The sequence below is a fragment of the Nocardioides nanhaiensis genome, assembly GCF_039542785.1.
Taxonomy (GTDB): Bacteria; Actinomycetota; Actinomycetes; order Propionibacteriales; family Nocardioidaceae; genus Nocardioides; species Nocardioides nanhaiensis.
Window position 1 is genome coordinate 417,780 of record NZ_BAABIM010000002.1, and the last position, 14,995, is coordinate 432,774.

At 74.3% G+C, this 14,995-nt stretch carries 19 protein-coding genes, 1 tRNA gene and 1 pseudogene; 6 read left to right on the plus strand and 15 right to left on the minus strand.

From position 1 onward, the window contains the following. Positions 1 to 14 precede the first annotated feature (14 nt). From ABD948_RS10180 to ABD948_RS10190, 3 genes are all read left to right on the plus strand, one after another. A complete protein-coding gene (locus ABD948_RS10180; protein ID WP_345265359.1) occupies positions 15 to 389 on the plus strand; it encodes an FmdB family zinc ribbon protein in 375 nt (124 codons plus the stop codon). A 103-nt stretch (positions 390 to 492) separates the two neighbouring features. Then, a complete protein-coding gene (locus ABD948_RS10185; protein WP_345265361.1) occupies positions 493 to 1,167 on the plus strand; it encodes an SAF domain-containing protein in 675 nt (224 codons plus the stop codon). Positions 1,168 to 1,244: 77 nt separating this feature from the next. Further along, a complete protein-coding gene (locus tag ABD948_RS10190; protein WP_345265363.1) occupies positions 1,245 to 1,634 on the plus strand; it encodes an MscL family protein in 390 nt (129 codons plus the stop codon). 8 nt (positions 1,635 to 1,642) lie between these two features. Here the strand turns inward: ABD948_RS10190 and ABD948_RS10195 are convergent, their stop codons facing one another. From ABD948_RS10195 to ABD948_RS10205, 3 genes are all read right to left on the minus strand, one after another. Further along, positions 1,643 to 2,134, minus strand: coding sequence for a GtrA family protein (locus tag ABD948_RS10195; protein WP_345265365.1), 492 nt, complete (start codon positions 2,132 to 2,134; stop codon positions 1,643 to 1,645). A gap of 101 nt (positions 2,135 to 2,235) precedes the next feature. Beyond that, positions 2,236 to 2,421: a hypothetical protein gene (locus tag ABD948_RS10200; RefSeq protein ID WP_345265367.1), complete on the minus strand. Its 186-nt coding sequence runs from the start codon at positions 2,419 to 2,421 to the stop codon at positions 2,236 to 2,238. Further along, positions 2,421 to 3,698: an LCP family protein gene (locus tag ABD948_RS10205; RefSeq protein ID WP_345265369.1), complete on the minus strand. Its 1,278-nt coding sequence runs from the start codon at positions 3,696 to 3,698 to the stop codon at positions 2,421 to 2,423. The genes ABD948_RS10200 and ABD948_RS10205 overlap by 1 nt, the downstream gene beginning before the upstream one ends. Positions 3,699 to 3,976: 278 nt before the next feature. On the opposite strand from ABD948_RS10205, the gene ABD948_RS10210 reads away from it, so the two are divergent. Continuing rightward, positions 3,977 to 4,049, plus strand: a tRNA-Arg gene (locus ABD948_RS10210). Positions 4,050 to 4,063: 14 nt separating this feature from the next. On the opposite strand, the gene ABD948_RS10215 is transcribed toward ABD948_RS10210, so the two are convergent. After that, a complete protein-coding gene (locus ABD948_RS10215) occupies positions 4,064 to 4,861 on the minus strand; it encodes an SDR family oxidoreductase (protein WP_345265371.1) in 798 nt (265 codons plus the stop codon). A 118-nt stretch (positions 4,862 to 4,979) separates the two neighbouring features. Here ABD948_RS10215 and sigJ point away from each other — a divergent pair, with 118 nt between their 5' ends. Then, positions 4,980 to 5,867, plus strand: a complete 888-nt coding sequence (gene sigJ / locus ABD948_RS10220; protein WP_345265373.1) for an RNA polymerase sigma factor SigJ — start codon at positions 4,980 to 4,982, stop codon at positions 5,865 to 5,867. A gap of 9 nt (positions 5,868 to 5,876) precedes the next feature. Here the strand turns inward: sigJ and ABD948_RS10225 are convergent, their stop codons facing one another. The 5 genes from ABD948_RS10225 to ABD948_RS10245 all read right to left on the minus strand — a co-directional run bounded on the left by ABD948_RS10225 (position 5,877) and on the right by ABD948_RS10245 (position 9,093). Further along, the gene (locus ABD948_RS10225; protein WP_345265375.1) at positions 5,877 to 6,269 is read right to left on the minus strand and encodes a type II toxin-antitoxin system VapC family toxin; all 393 of its coding nucleotides are present in this window, start codon (positions 6,267 to 6,269) and stop codon (positions 5,877 to 5,879) included. Further along, positions 6,266 to 6,514 carry a type II toxin-antitoxin system Phd/YefM family antitoxin gene (locus tag ABD948_RS10230; protein ID WP_345265377.1) on the minus strand — a complete coding sequence of 83 codons (249 nt, stop codon included), beginning with the start codon at positions 6,512 to 6,514 and terminating at the stop codon, positions 6,266 to 6,268. The genes ABD948_RS10225 and ABD948_RS10230 overlap by 4 nt, the downstream gene beginning before the upstream one ends. A gap of 64 nt (positions 6,515 to 6,578) precedes the next feature. Continuing rightward, complete coding sequence (locus tag ABD948_RS10235) at positions 6,579 to 7,226, minus strand: 3-oxoacid CoA-transferase subunit B (protein WP_345265379.1); 648 nt, start codon at positions 7,224 to 7,226, stop codon at positions 6,579 to 6,581. Next, complete coding sequence (locus ABD948_RS10240; RefSeq protein WP_345265381.1) at positions 7,223 to 7,897, minus strand: 3-oxoacid CoA-transferase subunit A; 675 nt, start codon at positions 7,895 to 7,897, stop codon at positions 7,223 to 7,225. Before ABD948_RS10240 ends, ABD948_RS10235 begins: the two co-directional genes overlap by 4 nt. Further along, positions 7,894 to 9,093 carry a thiolase family protein gene (locus ABD948_RS10245; protein WP_345265383.1) on the minus strand — a complete coding sequence of 400 codons (1,200 nt, stop codon included), beginning with the start codon at positions 9,091 to 9,093 and terminating at the stop codon, positions 7,894 to 7,896. The genes ABD948_RS10240 and ABD948_RS10245 overlap by 4 nt, the downstream gene beginning before the upstream one ends. A gap of 82 nt (positions 9,094 to 9,175) precedes the next feature. Between ABD948_RS10245 and ABD948_RS10250 the strand changes: the two are divergent. Continuing rightward, positions 9,176 to 9,967, plus strand: a pseudogene (locus ABD948_RS10250) (LysR family transcriptional regulator); the annotation flags it as partial. On the opposite strand, the gene ABD948_RS10255 reads toward ABD948_RS10250, so the two are convergent. From ABD948_RS10255 to pcaH, 6 genes are read right to left on the minus strand one after another with little or no spacing between them, the layout of a single operon-like run. Continuing rightward, on the minus strand, positions 9,943 to 11,226 hold the full coding sequence (locus tag ABD948_RS10255; protein WP_345265385.1) for a 4-hydroxybenzoate 3-monooxygenase: 1,284 nt from the start codon (positions 11,224 to 11,226) through the stop codon (positions 9,943 to 9,945). The pseudogene ABD948_RS10250 and the gene ABD948_RS10255 sit on opposite strands and share 25 nt — an antisense overlap. Beyond that, entirely contained in the window at positions 11,223 to 11,630 is a 408-nt protein-coding gene (pcaC, locus tag ABD948_RS10260) for a 4-carboxymuconolactone decarboxylase (RefSeq protein ID WP_345265387.1), read from the minus strand. Before pcaC ends, ABD948_RS10255 begins: the two co-directional genes overlap by 4 nt. After that, positions 11,627 to 12,427, minus strand: a complete 801-nt coding sequence (locus ABD948_RS10265) for an alpha/beta fold hydrolase (protein ID WP_345265389.1) — start codon at positions 12,425 to 12,427, stop codon at positions 11,627 to 11,629. The genes pcaC and ABD948_RS10265 overlap by 4 nt, the downstream gene beginning before the upstream one ends. Continuing rightward, positions 12,420 to 13,622 carry a lyase family protein gene (locus ABD948_RS10270; protein WP_345265391.1) on the minus strand — a complete coding sequence of 401 codons (1,203 nt, stop codon included), beginning with the start codon at positions 13,620 to 13,622 and terminating at the stop codon, positions 12,420 to 12,422. The genes ABD948_RS10265 and ABD948_RS10270 overlap by 8 nt, the downstream gene beginning before the upstream one ends. After that, a complete protein-coding gene (gene pcaG / locus ABD948_RS10275; RefSeq protein WP_345265393.1) occupies positions 13,622 to 14,182 on the minus strand; it encodes a protocatechuate 3,4-dioxygenase subunit alpha in 561 nt (186 codons plus the stop codon). Before pcaG ends, ABD948_RS10270 begins: the two co-directional genes overlap by 1 nt. Then, complete coding sequence (gene pcaH, locus ABD948_RS10280) at positions 14,175 to 14,942, minus strand: protocatechuate 3,4-dioxygenase subunit beta (RefSeq protein ID WP_345265395.1); 768 nt, start codon at positions 14,940 to 14,942, stop codon at positions 14,175 to 14,177. Before pcaH ends, pcaG begins: the two co-directional genes overlap by 8 nt. Positions 14,943 to 14,995 lie beyond the last annotated feature (53 nt).

Genomic DNA, 14,995 nt, shown 5'->3' on the forward strand with positions numbered 1-14,995 from the left:
GACCAGGAGCGCCCATGCCGACGTACCAGTACGCCTGCACCGAGTGCGGGCACGCCTTCGAGCAGGTCCAGAGCTTCTCGGAGGACTCCCTCACCGTCTGCCCCCAGTGCCAGGGGCGGCTGCGCAAGGTCTTCAACGCCGTCGGCGTGGTGTTCAAGGGCAGCGGGTTCTACCGCACCGACTCCCGCCAGGGCGCGGGCTCCGGTTCCTCCTCGGGCGGCTCCGGTTCGGGTGGCTCGGAGAAGACCAGCACCGAGAAGAGCAGCTCGGGTGGCGCCGAGAAGAGCTCGTCGAGCAGCTCGGAGAAGAGCGGCTCGGGCACGTCCGGCAGCAGTGGCGGCAGTGGCAGCAGCAGCTCGGGCAGCTCCACGCCGGCCGCCGCCTCCTGACACCGCCCACCCTGGCCCTGACGGCACGGCCCCTCTCGGGTCTGCCCCTGGGGGCCTGTGGAGAGCGCCCGCGAGGGGGGCCGGGGCGGCCTAGCCTCGTGGGGTGACTGCACCCGACCCCGCACTCTCCGCCTCGCGGACCGCCGCGACTGCGGCGTCCCGACCGGTGCGCGCCCTGGGCCACGCACGCCGCGCCGTGCTGCGCCGACGTCGCCTGCTGGCAGCGGTGCTGCTCGGCGTCGCCGTCATCGCGGGGCTGCGTGCCGTCGCCGCACCGCCCGCCCCCAGCACGGCGGTGCTGGTGGCCGCGCGCGACCTGCCGGCGGGGACCCTGCTGGCCGCCGACGACCTGGAGCCGACCGACCTGCCGCCCGACGCCGTGCCGCAGGCGGTGCTCTCGGAGCCCACCGGCCGCGTGCTCGCGGCGCCGCTGCGGGCCGGCGAGCCGGTCACCGACGTGCGGGTCGTCGGGCCGGGCCCCGCGCAGGGGCTCGACGACGTCGTCGCCGTGCCGGTGCGCCTGCCCGACGCCGGCTCGGTCGCCCTGCTGCAGGTGGGCGACCGCCTCGACCTGCTGGCCACCGATCCCCGCGGGGAGCAGACCGGACCGGTGGCCGACGACGTCCCGGTGCTGGCGCTGCCCGCCGAGGACGGCGAGAGCAGCGCTTCCGGCCTGCCCGGCCGGCTGGTGGTGCTCGGGCTCGGCGAGTCGGAGGTGGACGACGTCACGGCCTCCGCCGTCCGGTCGGTGCTGACGTACGCGTGGTCGGAGCACTAGTCTCTGGAAGCCCCCCACCCTCCGTGAGACACGCCTCGGGCCTCACACGCACACCACACGCTGAAGGAGCATCACGCATGAGTGGGTTCAAGAACTTCCTGCTGCGCGGCAACCTGATCGACCTCGCGGTCGCGGTCATCATCGGCACGGCGTTCGGCGCCGTCGTCACCGAGTTCACCAACGTGCTGCTCTCGGCCATCGGCCGGCTCACCGGCGGCAAGCAGCCGAACTTCGACACCGTCGAGGTGGGCGGAGTCATCGTCGGGCCGTTCCTCACCGCGCTGGTGGCGTTCCTGATCCTGGCCGCGGTCGTCTACTTCTTCGTGGTCACGCCCTACGTCAAGGCCAAGGAGCGCTTCTTCCCCTCACCCGAGCCGGGCACCCCCGAGGACATCAAGCTCCTGCAGGAGATCCGCGACCTGCTCGCCACCGGCGGCACCGCCCGGATCACCCCGCCGGCCGAGTAGGGATCAGCTCAGGCCGCGCGGAACACCGCGCGGCGCAGCACGAAGAAGCGCACGCCCATGCCCAGGGCCAGACCGATCACGTTGGCCGAGAGGTTGTCGGCCACCGGGTCGGTCAGGCCGAGGGCGTAGCGACTCACGGCCAGGCAGGCCATCGGGATCGTCATCGAGACCAGGTTCAGTGCCACGAAGGCCGGGAAGCCGCCGCCGGGCCCCGTGGCCGTCCGCTCGCGGAACGCCCACGCGCGGGTGCCCTGCCAGCTGACCAGCATGCCGACGCTGTTGGCGATCACGTAGGCCACGAGCGGGTCCTGGGCCATCGGCCCGCCGCTGGTCGGGTAGCCGTGCACGAGCGCGTTGAAGATCGCCAGCGCCACCAGCGTGGCCACCGCGCCGACCACCAGGAACCGGGCAGCCTCCGCGCTGAGCCGCCCCGCCTCCCTGCTCGGTGCGTCGACACCGGGGAGCATGCGCGAGCACACCGCTGTGCGCGTCAGGGTCATGGCGTCCTCGTCCGGGTGGGGGTGGCGTGGACTGAGTGTGCCGCGCCGCAGGGCCAACCACCACGCAGGGGACCGTGTTCCCCCACACGTGGTCGCGTGCGTCACCCGCCGTGGTGGGGTGGGACCTGCGCCCGCAACCACGCCTCCCCGGGATCCTCGCGCCCACCGGAGCCGCGCGGCTCCCGCTCGTCCGAGGTGGTCTCGGGGAGCGTGTCGCCGAAGACCTCGGCCAGCCGGCGCCGCCGTTCCCAGTCCTGCTCGCCCTGCTCGGGTCGCGCGTCCGGCATCAGACGCAGAGACCGGCCTGCTCGCGGGCCGCCGCGTCCACCTCGGACTCGCCGTCGTCGGTCGGGTTCTCGCTGGGGCTGGCCGTCGGATCGTCGCTCGGCGAGGCGCTCGGGTCCTCGGGCGAGGTCGACGCGCCACCGGAGGGCGAGTCGCCCGCGGTGATGACCTCGTTGGAGAGCCGGCGGCTGAGCGGCTCGTCGTCGATCATCCGCTGCCACAGCGCCTCGGACTCGGGCAGCAGCTCGACGCGGCCGGGCTGCTCGACGCTGTACTGCCAGGGGACGGTGATGAACTTGATGTCGTCGAGGCCGATGCTGCGGAAGCCGAGGCCGACCCTCGCGATCTTGAAGACGTTGCCCATCTCCTCGTCGACGACCAGCGACTTGGTCGCGGCGTCGAGGAAGGGGACCAGCCGGTCCAGGCGGGCGAGCACGCCGTTGGAGACCACCTTGTTGGCCATGGCGGCGATGAATGCCTGCTGGCGCTTGACGCGACCGATGTCGGACCCGTCGCCGAGCGTGTAGCGGGCGCGCACGTAGTTGAGGGCCTCGAAGCCCTTGATCTCGCGGGTGCCCGCCTCGATGTTGATGCCGTGCTCGGGGTCGTCGATGTCCTCGGGGATGCAGACCTCGACGCCGTCGATGGCGTCGACCATGTCGCGGAAGCCGCTGAAGTCGACCACGATGAAGTGGTCGATCCGGATGCCGGTGAGCTCCTCGGTCTGGGTGATCGTGCAGGCGGGGCCGCCGAGTGCGAAGGCCTCGTTCCACATCACCTGGGTGCCGCCGGGGATGGTCTCGCCGTCCTCGTCGATGCAGTCGGGCCGGTCCACGAGCGTGTCGCGCGGGATGCTCACGCCGTAGGCGTTGGAGCGGTCGGCGGAGAGGTGCATCAGGATCGTGGTGTCGGAGCGCTGGCCCTCGCCGGTCAGGCCGTCGATGTTGTTGCCCTCGCCGTCACGGTCGTCGGAGCCCATCACGAGGATGTTGAGGGGCTCCTCGGGCAGGTCGCTGCGCTGCTTCTCCGGGCGCTGGTCCTCGTCGAGCTGCTGGGTGATGTCGACGACGGTGAGGTTGTCGTTGAGGTGGCGGTAGAAGTAGACGACGGAGAGGCCGGTGACCATGCCGAGCACCACCGCGGTGGCCACGATCGCCTGCGCGACCACGTGCCGCTTGCGGCCCTTGCCGCGGCGGCGACCTCCCCGGTGCACGGACGAGCGCGCCAGCAGGGCGTCGGCGTCCTCGCCGGGCTGCTCGGGGCCGGAGGTCTGGCTCATGCGGTCCTCGGGGTCGGAGTTCACGGGTCTGCCGGCGCTCGCTGCTCGGGTGCCGGCGCCGCGTCGAGCCACCCCGAGGCGGCCGGGCGGCGGCCCGGGACGAAACTAACCGCGGCCGCCAAATGTCAACCCGATTGTCTCCCAGGTCCGGCGACCTGCCAAAACGTGCTGTGGATCACCGCCCGCCCGTCCGGTGCGTGGCCCCACGGTCCCGTGTCGCGATGGCCGCCGGCTCCTGCGAAGATGTGCGCCGGTGAGCGGCCTGCCGGTCGCTCCACGCCCCAGTAGCTCAGCGGATAGAGCAGCCGCCTCCTAAGCGAAAGGTCGCAGGTTCGACTCCTGCCTGGGGCACCGATCCGAGACGCTCAGGCCTCGGCCAGCCACTGGTCGAAGGAGAGCGCGCCGCGCGGTCCGTCGTCGACCGGGAGCAGCGCCCCGCGTCGCATCGCCAGGCCGGCGGCACCCGGCAGCGGAACCTCGACGACGACACGCCCCAGCCCCCGGGCCAGGGACACGCGGCGGGCCAGGTGCGCGATCCGGTGCTGCTCGGGGCCGGCCAGGTCGGGCACCCGGCCGGCCGGCCCGTGCTCGACGAGGTCCACGAGCGCCTGCGCGACCTCCAGCGCCGCCACGGGCCGGCTCAGCATCCGCGGCACCACCGAGACCGGGCCGAAGCGCGCGAAGCCGAGCGCCTGCCCGGCGAACTCGTGGAACTGCGTGGCACGCAGGATGCTCCAGGGCACGGCCGGCGCCTGTTGCGCGACCAGCCTTTCCTGCAGGCGCTTGCCCGCGTAGTAGCCCGAGGGCACGTCGTCCACGCCGACGATCGAGAGCACCACGTGGTGGCCCACGCCGGCCTCGCGCTCGGCGGCCAGCAGCGTCCGGGTCACGCCCCCGAAGAACGCCTCGGACTCCGCTCGCTGCTGCGCGAACGTGCCGGTGACGTCGACGACAGCGTCCACGCCCGTCAGCCGAGGCGCCAGGCCGTCACCCGTCGTCAGGTCGACCCCCTCGGAGCGTGCCAGCACCACCACCTGGTGGCCGCGCTCGTGCGCGACCTCGACGACGTGGCGGCCCACGACGCCGGTGCCGCCGGCGACGGCGATCGTGAGAGGTCGGGCAGCGGGGGGCTCGGTCGGGTCGGGTCGCGAGGAGATGTCCATGCCCTCCTGACGACGCAGGCCGCCGATGTGTGAGGTCGCGGCACGGCACCTCACACCGAAGGGGGCTGCGTCGTCAGACTGGGTGGGGCACCGGGCGGTGCCCGGAGGAGGTGCGCCGGTGGATCCCGACCTGCAGCAGGAGCGACGTCGTCTGCTCTCGCTCGGCTACCGGATGACGGGCACCCTCGCCGACGCCGAGGACGTCGTCCAGGAGACCTACCTGCGGTGGTACCGCCTGGGCGAGGACGAGCGCGCGGCGATCACCAACCCCGCCGGCTGGCTGACCCGGGTGGCCAGCCGGGTCGCGCTCGACGTCGCCACCTCCGCACGCGCCCGGCGCGAGCACGCCGCCGGCCAGTGGCTGCCCGAGCCGGTGCCGGCCGACCTGTTCGCCGGCACCGCGGCGACACCGGTCGACCCCGCGGACCGGGTCACGCTCGACGACGCCGTCAGCGGCGCGCTGCTCCTGGTGCTGGAGTCGATGACGCCGGCCGAGCGCGTGGCCTTCGTCCTGCACGACGTCTTCGCCGTGCCCTTCCCCGAGATCGCCGAGGTGGTGGGTCGCTCCCCCGCCGCGACCCGCCAGCTGGCCACCTCGGCCCGCCGCCATGTGCGAGAGCACCGCTCTGCCATGGTGAGCCAGGAGGAGCACGCGCGCGCCGTCCAGGCGTTCCTGGCCGCAGCGGGCTCGGGTGACCTGGTGCAGCTCACCGCCGCGCTCGCACCCGAGGTGACCCTGCGCTCCGACGGCGGCGGCGTCGTCAACGTGGCGCAGCGCGTGGTGCACGGCCCCGACCGCGTGGCCCGCTTCCTGCTCGGCCTGCTGGCCAAGCGCCCCGGCCTGCAGCTGCACGAGGAGGTCACGGCGGACGGGCTGGGCTACCGGCTCACCGCCGAGGGCCGCACCTACGGGATGGCGACGTTCCGGGTGGAGGGCGGCCGCGTGGCCGACGTCCGCTTCGTGCTCGACCCGGCGAAGCTGACCAGCTGGCGCCAGCGGGGGTGAGCGGCCGGCTCAGGCGCCGGGAGCAGCGATACGCACACCCAAGGCCCTCGCCGCCTCGGCCATCCGACGGTCGTAGGTGACCACGTGGTCGACGTCGAGTCGCACGGCAACCGCCAGGTGCAGCGCGTCCAGGGATCTCAGGGCGTCCCCCGGCAGCAGGCCTGCCTCGCGGAAGATGGCGCCGGGCACCTCGTACAGGTCGATCCCCGTCAGGAACTCCGACACGGCTTCCTGGCTCAGCGCCGGCAGGCGGTGGGTCGCCCGCCGGAGCTCGGTCTCGAGGAGCCAGCACGCCACGAGCTGGGGCTGCGACTCGTCAAGGAGGGCAGCGAGTGCAGCGGACTCGGCCTCCTCCACGAGCAGCTTGAGCGCCGCCGACGTGTCCAGGTACCAGCTGCTCACCGCTCGCCCCGCATGTCCTCGAGCACATCTGCCGTGGCCTCGTCGGCGCGCACGCGCGGCCGCTCGGCGTAGCGGGGCAGTTGGCGCGCGGGCCGGTCACAACGCAGGTCGCTCGAGGCGGCGATCGGCACCAGCCGCGCCACCGGGACACCACGACGCGTCACCACGAACGACTCGCCGGCCTCCACCTCGCGCACCACCGAGGCGTTGTCGTTGCGCAGCTCGCGCTGGCTGATCGTCCTCATGGCGCCGAACGTAGCACCATGTAGCACACTTGGCACGGGCAGCGCCACGGTCGAGTCGGGCGGTTCAGCTCAGCGGCACGTCGAGGCGACCGGCGAGCTCGTCGCGGGTCGTCCCGAAGCTCTCCACGAGCCGCACGCCGCCCTCGCCGACCTCGAAGGTGGCGACGTCGGTGTAGACCCGGCTGATGCAGCCCACGCCGGTGAGCGGATAGGTGCACCGGGGCACCAGCTTCGGGGTGCCGTCCTTCGCGAAGAGCGTCATCATCACGAAGACCTGCTTGGCGCCGATCGCGAGGTCCATCGCTCCCCCGACGGCGGGGATCGCGTCGGGGGCGCCGGTGTGCCAGTTGGCGAGGTCGCCGCCCGCCGAGACCTGGAACGCGCCGAGCACGCACACGTCGAGGTGACCGCCGCGCATCATGGCGAAGGAGTCGGCCTGGTGGAAGTACGCGGCGCCCGGCAGCTCGGTGACCGGCTGCTTGCCGGCGTTGGTGAGGTCGGGGTCGACCTCCTCCCCGTGGGCAGCAGGACCCATGCCCAGCATGCCGTTCTCGGTGTGCAGCACGACGCCGGAGCCGGGTGGCAGGTGGTCGGCCACCAGGGTGGGCTGGCCGATGCCGAGGTTCACGTAGGAGCCCGCGGGGATGTCGCGGGCGATCGCGGCCGCGATCTCGTCCTTGCTGCGGCCCTGCGCGCCACCCGCCCCGGTCATGCCGTCACCTCCACGACGCGGTCGACGTAGATGCCGGGCGTCACCACGGTCTCGGGGTCGATCCCGCCGACGTCGACGACCTCGCGCACCTGGGCGACGGTGAGCGCGGCCGCCGTCGCCATCACGGGTCCGAAGTTGCGGGCGGTCTTGCGGTAGACCAGGTTGCCGGCCCGGTCGGCGCGGTGCGCCCCGATGAGCGCGACGTCACCGCGGATCGGCATCTCGAGCACGTAGGTGCGGCCGTCGATCTCGCGGGTCTCCTTGCCCTCAGCCAGCGGCGTGCCGACCCCGGTGAGGCTGAAGAACGCCCCGATGCCGGCGCCGGCGGCGCGCATGCGCTCGGCCAGGTTGCCCTGCGGCACCACCTCCAGCTCGATGCGGCCCTCGCGGTAGAGGCCGTCGAAGACCCAGGAGTCGCTCTGCCGCGGGAAGGAGCACACCATCTTGCGCACCCGGCCGGCGGCGAGCAGCGCGGCCAGGCCGGAGTCGCCGTTGCCGGCGTTGTTGGAGACGACCGTGAGGTCGGTGGCGCCCTGCCGGATGAGCGCGTCGATGAGCGGCACGGGCATGCCGGCCATCCCGAAGCCGCCGACCAGCACGGTGGAGCCGTCGGCGACGTCGGCCAGGGCCTCGTCGGCGTCGTCGGCCTTGAGGAAGGTCGTGGCGCTCACCGGGCGCTGCCGGCGTTCTCGAGCACGACGGCGAGGCCCTGCCCGACGCCGATGCAGATCGCGGCCACGCCCCAGCGCTCGCCGGACTCGCGCAGCCGGTGGGCGAGGGTGCCCACGACCCGGGCGCCGGAGGCACCCAGCGGGTGGCCGATGGCGATGGCGCCGCCCCAGGCGTTGACGATCCCGGGATCGACGCCCCAGGCGTCGACACAGGCCAGCGACTGCACGGCGAAGGCCTCGTTGAGCTCCACGGCGCCCACCTCGGACCAGCCGATGCCCGCGCGGGCGAGCGCCTTGTTGGCGGCCTCGATCGGCGCCACCCCGAAGTCCTGGGGGTCCAGCGCGTGGGCGCCGCGTCCCGCGATGCGCGCCAGCGGGTCGATCCCCAGGCTCGAGGCGGCGTCCGCGGAGCCCAGCAGGAGCGCGGCCGCGCCGTCGTTGAGCGGAGATGCGTTGCCGGCGGTGATCGTGCCGCCCTGCTCCGCGCTGCGGAAGGAGGGCTTGAGGCCGGCCAGCTTCTCGGGGGTGGAGCCCGCGCGGATCCCCTCGTCGCGCGCGAGGTCGACGCCGGGCACCGGCACGACGAGGTCGTCGTGGCGACCGGCCTGCCAGGCCTCGTCGGCGAGCACGTGCGAGCGCGCGGCGAACTCGTCCTGCCGCGCGCGTCCGATGCCGAGCCGCTCGGCCAGCTGCTCGTTGCACTCCCCCAGCGACGCCGTCCACTGCGGCTGCATCCGGTCGTTGACCAGCCGCCAGCCGAGCGTGGTGGAGACGGCCGTGGTGTTGCCGGCCGGGAAGGCGCGGGAGGGCTTGGGCAGCACCCAGGGTGCGCGCGTCATCGACTCCACGCCGCCCGCGACGACGACGTCGGCGTCACCGGTCTCGACGGCGCGCGAGGCCATCATCGCGGCGTCGAGCGAGGAGCCGCAGAGCCGGTTGACCGTGGTGGCCGGCACGCTGGTGGGCAGCCCTGCGAGCAGGACCGCCATCCGACCGACGTTGCGGTTGTCCTCGCCGGCCTGGTTGGCACATCCCCACACCACCTCGCCCACGGCGGCGGGGTCGAGGTCGGGTGCGGCGGCGAGCACGCCGGTCAGCGCGGTGGCCGCCAGGTCGTCGGGGCGGACGTCGGCGAGCGCGCCGCCGAAGCGACCGAAGGGCGTGCGGGCGGCGGCGTAGAGGTAGGAGTCGGGCACGGTGCCAACCTAGGCGGCTGCTCTGATCGCGTCCAACAGTCAATATCGATCGATTGATCGCGTCATCAGCTAGATTGGGCCGATGGAGCTCCGGACCGCCCGCTCGTTCCTGGCGGTGGCCGAGGAGCTGCACTTCGGTCGGGCGGCGACCCGCCTGCACGTGGCCCAGTCGGCCCTCTCGGCGCAGGTCAAGCAGCTCGAGGGGCAGCTGGGCCTGCCGCTGTTCGACCGCTCGACCCGTCGCGTCGAGCTGACCGAGGCCGGGCGCCGGTTCCGCGAGCACGCCCGTCGCCTGGTCGAGGTCGCCGACGCCGCCGCGGCCGACCTGCACGCGCTCGCCGCCGGCCGCACGGGCACGGTGTCCGTGGGCTTCGTCGGCACCGCCACCTACGACGTGCTCCCCCGAGTCGCGCACCGTGTGCGCGAGGAGCTGCCCGACGTCGACCTGACCCTGCGCGGCGAGCTGCTGAGCCCGGACCTGCTGGTCGGGGTCGACGAGGGCGCCTACGACCTCGCGCTGGTGCGCCCGGGCCCGGACGACCCCCGACGCCGCCTGCGGACCCTGCGCTCCGAGCGGCTCGTGGCCGTGGTCCCCGCCCGTCACCCGTGCGCCGACCGCGACGCCGTCGAGCTCGCCGACCTGGCGTCCGAGACGTTCGTGGTGCACCCCTCGGGCCACCACTCCTCGATGCACGCCCTCGTGCTGGCCGCGTGTGCCCGCGCGGGGTTCCGCCCCGAGCGCCTGCTCGAGGTGGGCGAGACCGCCACCCTCGTGGTCTCGGTGGCGGCCGGCCTCGGCGTCGCGCTCGTGCCCGAGCCCGTGCGCAGCCTGGCCGTCGAGGGCGCGCGCTACGTGCCGCTGGCCGTTCCCGAGACCGTCGAGCTCGCGCTCGCCTCCCGGGCCGAGGATGCCTCGGCGGCGGTGGACCGGGTGGCGCTGATCGTGGTCGACTGCGTGGGCTCCGGCCAACCCGTGTACGCCTCGGCCAGGTAGCGGGAGCCGGACTCCGAGCCCACCACCGACTCGAGCTCGCCGAGCTGGCGACGCTCGTCGAAGTCGGAGGCCTCGGCGCTGCGGTGCAGCATCGTGGTCATCCAGTAGGAGAAGTGCTGGGCCCGCCAGACCCGGCTCAGTGCCCGGGGCGTGTACTCCTCGAGCGCGGTCCGGTCCTGCCGGCTGATCGCGCGCTCCAGCACCTCGGCCAGCACCCGGACGTCGGCGAGCGCGAGGTTGAGCCCCTTGGCGCCGGTCGGTGGCACCGTGTGGGCGGCGTCCCCGGCGAGCAGCAGGTTGCCGTGCCGCATCGGCTCGCAGACGAAGGAGCGGAAGGGCAGCACGGTCTTCTCCAGGATGCGCCCGGTGCGCAGCTCGAAGCCGTCCTCGCCGTCCAGGTCGGCCTGCAGCTGCGCCCAGATCCGGTCCTCGGACCAGTCGTCGGCCGAGGTCGTGGGGTCGCACTGGAAGTACATCCGCTGGACCGACTCGGTGCGCTGGGAGACCAGTGCGAAACCGTGCTCGGAGCGGGCGTAGACGAGCTCGGACGCGCTCGGCGGTGCCTCGCACAGGATCCCGAACCAGGCGAACGGGTACTCGCGGAAGTACTGCCGCCTGTCGGCCACCAGGGCGCGGGTGGTGCTGCGCGAGCCGTCCGCGCCCACCACGACGTCGCACCGGACCTCGTGCTCGCCGCCCTCGGCGTCGGTGTAGCGGATGCCGGGACGGTCGGTGGTGACGTCGAGGACGCTCACCCCGCTCACCTCGAAGCGGACGTCGCCGCCGTCGCGGGACCGGGCGTCCGCCAGGTCGACGAACACCTCGGTCTGCGGGTAGAGCCACGTGGAGGCGCCCACCAGGGTCTGGAAGTCGATGCGGTGGCTGACGCCGCCGAAGCGCAGGTCGATGCCGGTGTGCTCGTGACCGTCGCGCAGCACCCGGTCGGAAGCACCGCTCTCCACGAGCAGACGGACGCTGTCGCGCTCCAGGATGCCGGCGCGGTGCGTCTGCTCGATCTCGCGCCGGCTGCGGGTCTCGACGACCACCGACTCGATGCCGGCCACGTGCAGCAGGTGGGCCAGCATCAGGCCGGCGGGGCCGCCGCCGACGATCCCGACCTGGGTGCGGGTGAGGGTCATGGCTGGTCCTGCGGCTCGTCGATGCTGTCGAGCACGCGCTGGGCGACCGCGAACGCGTGGTTGGCGGCAGGCACGCCGCAGTAGACGCCGGCCTGCAGGATCACCTCGCCGATCTCCTCGACGCTGAGCCCGTTGGTGCGCGCCGCGCGCACGTGCATGGCCAGCTCGTCCCACTGCCCGAGGGCGATCAGCGCGGTCAGCACGCCGATGCTGCGGCTGCGCCGGTCGAGACCGGGGCGCGTCCAGACGCTGCCCCACGCGTAGCGGGTGATCAGCTCCTGGAAGTCCTCGGTGAACGCGGTGGTGCGGGCGACGGCGGCGTCGACGTGGGCGTCCCCCAGCACCTCGCGCCGCACCGTCATGCCTCCCTCGTAGGGGTCGGCGTACGGGTCGGGGTCGGTCATCTGGTCCCTCCTCGGGGTGTGGGCGTCTCGAGCCGGGCGCGCAGCACCGCGGCCACCGCCGCGGGGTCCTCCGCCGGCGGCAGGTGGGCGCAACCGGCGAACACGTGCAGCTGGGCGCCTGGTGCGGCGGCGGCCTCGGCGCGTGCCGCCGCGGGCGCGATCACCGGGTCCAGCTCGCCAGGCCCGAGCAGCAGCGGGACGCGCACCTCGGGCAACCGGTCACGCAGGTCGTGGGAAGCCAGGGCGTCGCAGGCGCGCGCGTACGAGGCGGCGTCGGCGACGCGCAGGGCGTGCAGCAGCCGGTCGGCGACGGCAGGCTCGCGCTCGAGGAAGCCGGGCGCGAACCACCGCTGTGCCGAGCCGGTGACCATCACCGGTGTCCCGGCGCGACGCACGAGGTCCGCGCGCTCGTGCCAGGCCTGCTCCTCACCGATCTTCGCGGCGGAGGCCAGGCACGCCACGGCGGTGAACGGCCCAGGCTCGAGTGCCAGCTGGAGCGCGACCGCCCCGCCGAGGGAGACACCGGCGTGGTGCGCAGCGCGTCCACGCGCCTCGCCGGCCGCCAGCTCGCGCACGCGGGCCGCCAGGTCGGCGATCGTGAACGGCCGATCCGTGGGCGCGCTGCGGCCGTGTCCGGGCAGGTCCCAGCCCACGACCTCGACCGCGTCGGCCAGCATGGCGGCGGTGGCCGACCAGAGCGCCTCCACGGAGGTGCCGAGCGAGGGGCCGACCACCAGCAGCGCGGGCGAGTCCGCGGACCCGGCCAGCCGCGTGGCGGTGAGGCTGGGCTCAGGCACGGTCGGGTCCTCGCACCGCGTGCCGCGCCAGCACCCCGTCGACGAGCGCCGCGGCGGCGCCGAGGTAGTCGCCGGGTTCACCCGGCCGACCGCGCTCGGCGAGCAGGTCGGCGGCGGCGTCCTCGGCGCGACGGCCCATCGCCGCGACGTCGACCTCGAGGCCCGCCACCAGCTCGGCGGCCTGCGCGGCGGCGGTGACGGTGAGGCCCATCAGGTGCCGCAGGGCGGGCCACTCGGCGTGCCAGGCGCCGTCGGGTCGCTGGTCGACGGCCTGGGCGGCGCAGGTGTGCAGCTGGGCGCCCAGCAGCGGTGCCTGCAGTGACGCGCCGCGCACCAGCACGCTCAGCACGGGGTTGCGCTTGTGGGGCATCGTCGAGGAGCCGCCCCGTCCGGCCACAGCGCCCTCGCGCACCTCGGCGATCTCGGGCCGCGAGAGCAGGGCGACGTCGGCCGCCACCACCCCGAGGGCGTCGCACGTGGTGACCAGCGCATCACCGACGCGGGTCATCGGGGCACGTCGCGTGTGCCAGGGAAGGCCCGGCCAGGTCAGCGAGAGCCGGACGGCCAGGGCGCGCGCAGCAGCGACCGGGTCATCGGTCAGCTCGCCGACCAGCGCGAGGGTGCCGGCGGCTCCCCCGCACTGGACCGGGAGGCCGGCGAGGACCACCTCCACCTGCTCGATCGCGTCCAGGACGCCGGCCAGCCACTGCGCCGCGGTGAGCCCGAAGGTCACGGGCACCGCGTGCTGACCCAGCGTGCGTCCGACCATCAGGCTGCCGCGGTGCACCTGCGCCAGGTCGGCCAGCGAGACCGCGGCCGCGGCCAGCTCGTCGCGCACCCGGGTCAGCGCGTCGCGCGCGAGCAGCACCAGCGCGGTGTCGAGCACGTCCTGGCTCGTGAGCCCGCGGTGCACCAGCCCGGCCGCCTCGCCGCCCACGGCGTCGCGCAGCCCGCGCACGAGCGGGACGACGACGTTGCCAGCGGCCTCGCCCTCGACCGCCAGGGCCGCGAGGTCCGGGCGGTGCCGGGCGGCGACCTCGGCCAGACGCTCCGCGTGCGCCGCCTCGACAGCGCCGACGTCGGCCAGGGCGTGCAGCCAGGCCACCTCCACCCGGACGAGTGCGGCTCCCAGGGCGTCGTCGTCCACGACCCCGGCGGCGCGGTGCGAGCCGGGCGCGAGCAGGTCGCCGCCCATCAGGCGTGCCCGGGGAAGGTCAGGAAGACGGTCTCGCGCGGGCCCTGCAGGTGCACGTCGAAGCGCAGCGACCCGTCGGCCTCGCGGGTCACCAGCAGCGTCTCGCGCCGGGCACCCAGCGAGGCCAGCCACGGGTCGGCGTCGGCGGCAGCGCCGGGCAGGTACGCACGGGTGAACAGGCGGTCGAGCAGGCCCCGCGCGAAGACCGTGACGGCGAACATCGGCGCTCCCCCGTCCACGCCTCCGGGCTCGACCGTGGTGAAGGCGTAGCGGCCACCGGGGTCGGTCGCCGCGCGCCCCCAGCCCGTGAACACCGCTCTCGCTCCCCCGCTCCGGCGCAACGAGCCCTCGGTGCGTGGCACCCGTCCGTCCGCGTCGGCCTGGCGGATCTCGAGCAGCGCGTCGGGAACGGGCACGCCGTCGCCGTCGAGCACGGTGCCGTGCAGCCGCACGGCGTCGGAAGACCCCGGCGGGAGCAGCTCGGGCCCGTGCTCGTAGGGCAGCGCGTCGTGGAAGAAGGGCCCCACGGTCTGGCCCGGGGTGGTTCGCAGGTCACTCATGGTCGGCCTCCTCCTGCTCCAGCGGGGTGGCGTGGCTGCCGGTGAGCACGATGTCCCACCGGTAGCCCGTCGCCCACTCGGGGGTGGTGAGGTCGTGGTCGTAGGTCGCGACCAGGCGCTCCCGGGCCGCCGGGTCGGTGATGGACTGGTAGATCGGGTCGAGCGCGAACAGCGGGTCGCCCGGGAAGTACATCTGCGTGACCAGGCGCTGCGTGAAGTCGGTGCCGAACAGCGAGAAGTGCACGTGCGCCGGGCGCCAGGCGTTGACGTGGTTGCGCCACGGGTAGGGGCCGGGCTTGATGGTCGTGAAGCGGTAGGTGCCGTCCGCGTCGGTGAGGCAGCGCCCGACCCCGGTGAAGTGCGGGTCGAGCGGAGCGGGGTGCTGGTCGCGCTGGTGCACGTAGCGCCCGGCCGCGTTGGCCTGCCAGACCTCGACCAGCTGGTGGCGCACCGGCCGGCCCTCGCCGTCGAGCACGCGCCCGGTCACCACCAGGCGCTCGCCGATCGGCTCGCCGCCGCGCTGGATGGTCAGGTCGGCCTCCAGCGGGTCGACGTCGGAGTGCCCGAAGACGGGCGCGACGAGCTCGACCCCCTCGGGGTCGGCGTGCTGCAGCGCCTTGGTGGGGTGGCGCAGCAGCGAGCTGCGGTAGGGCGCGAAGTCGAGCCGGGGCTGGGCGCCGCCCGGGGCCGCCGCCGACTGCGCCGCGGAGATCTCCCGGTCGACGTCGGCCTGCGTGGGCGACGGCGCGGTGGTGGTCACGCGTGGACCGTAGGGCGCGGGCGCCGGCCGGGACCAGGCTAGGCTTCCGCTCA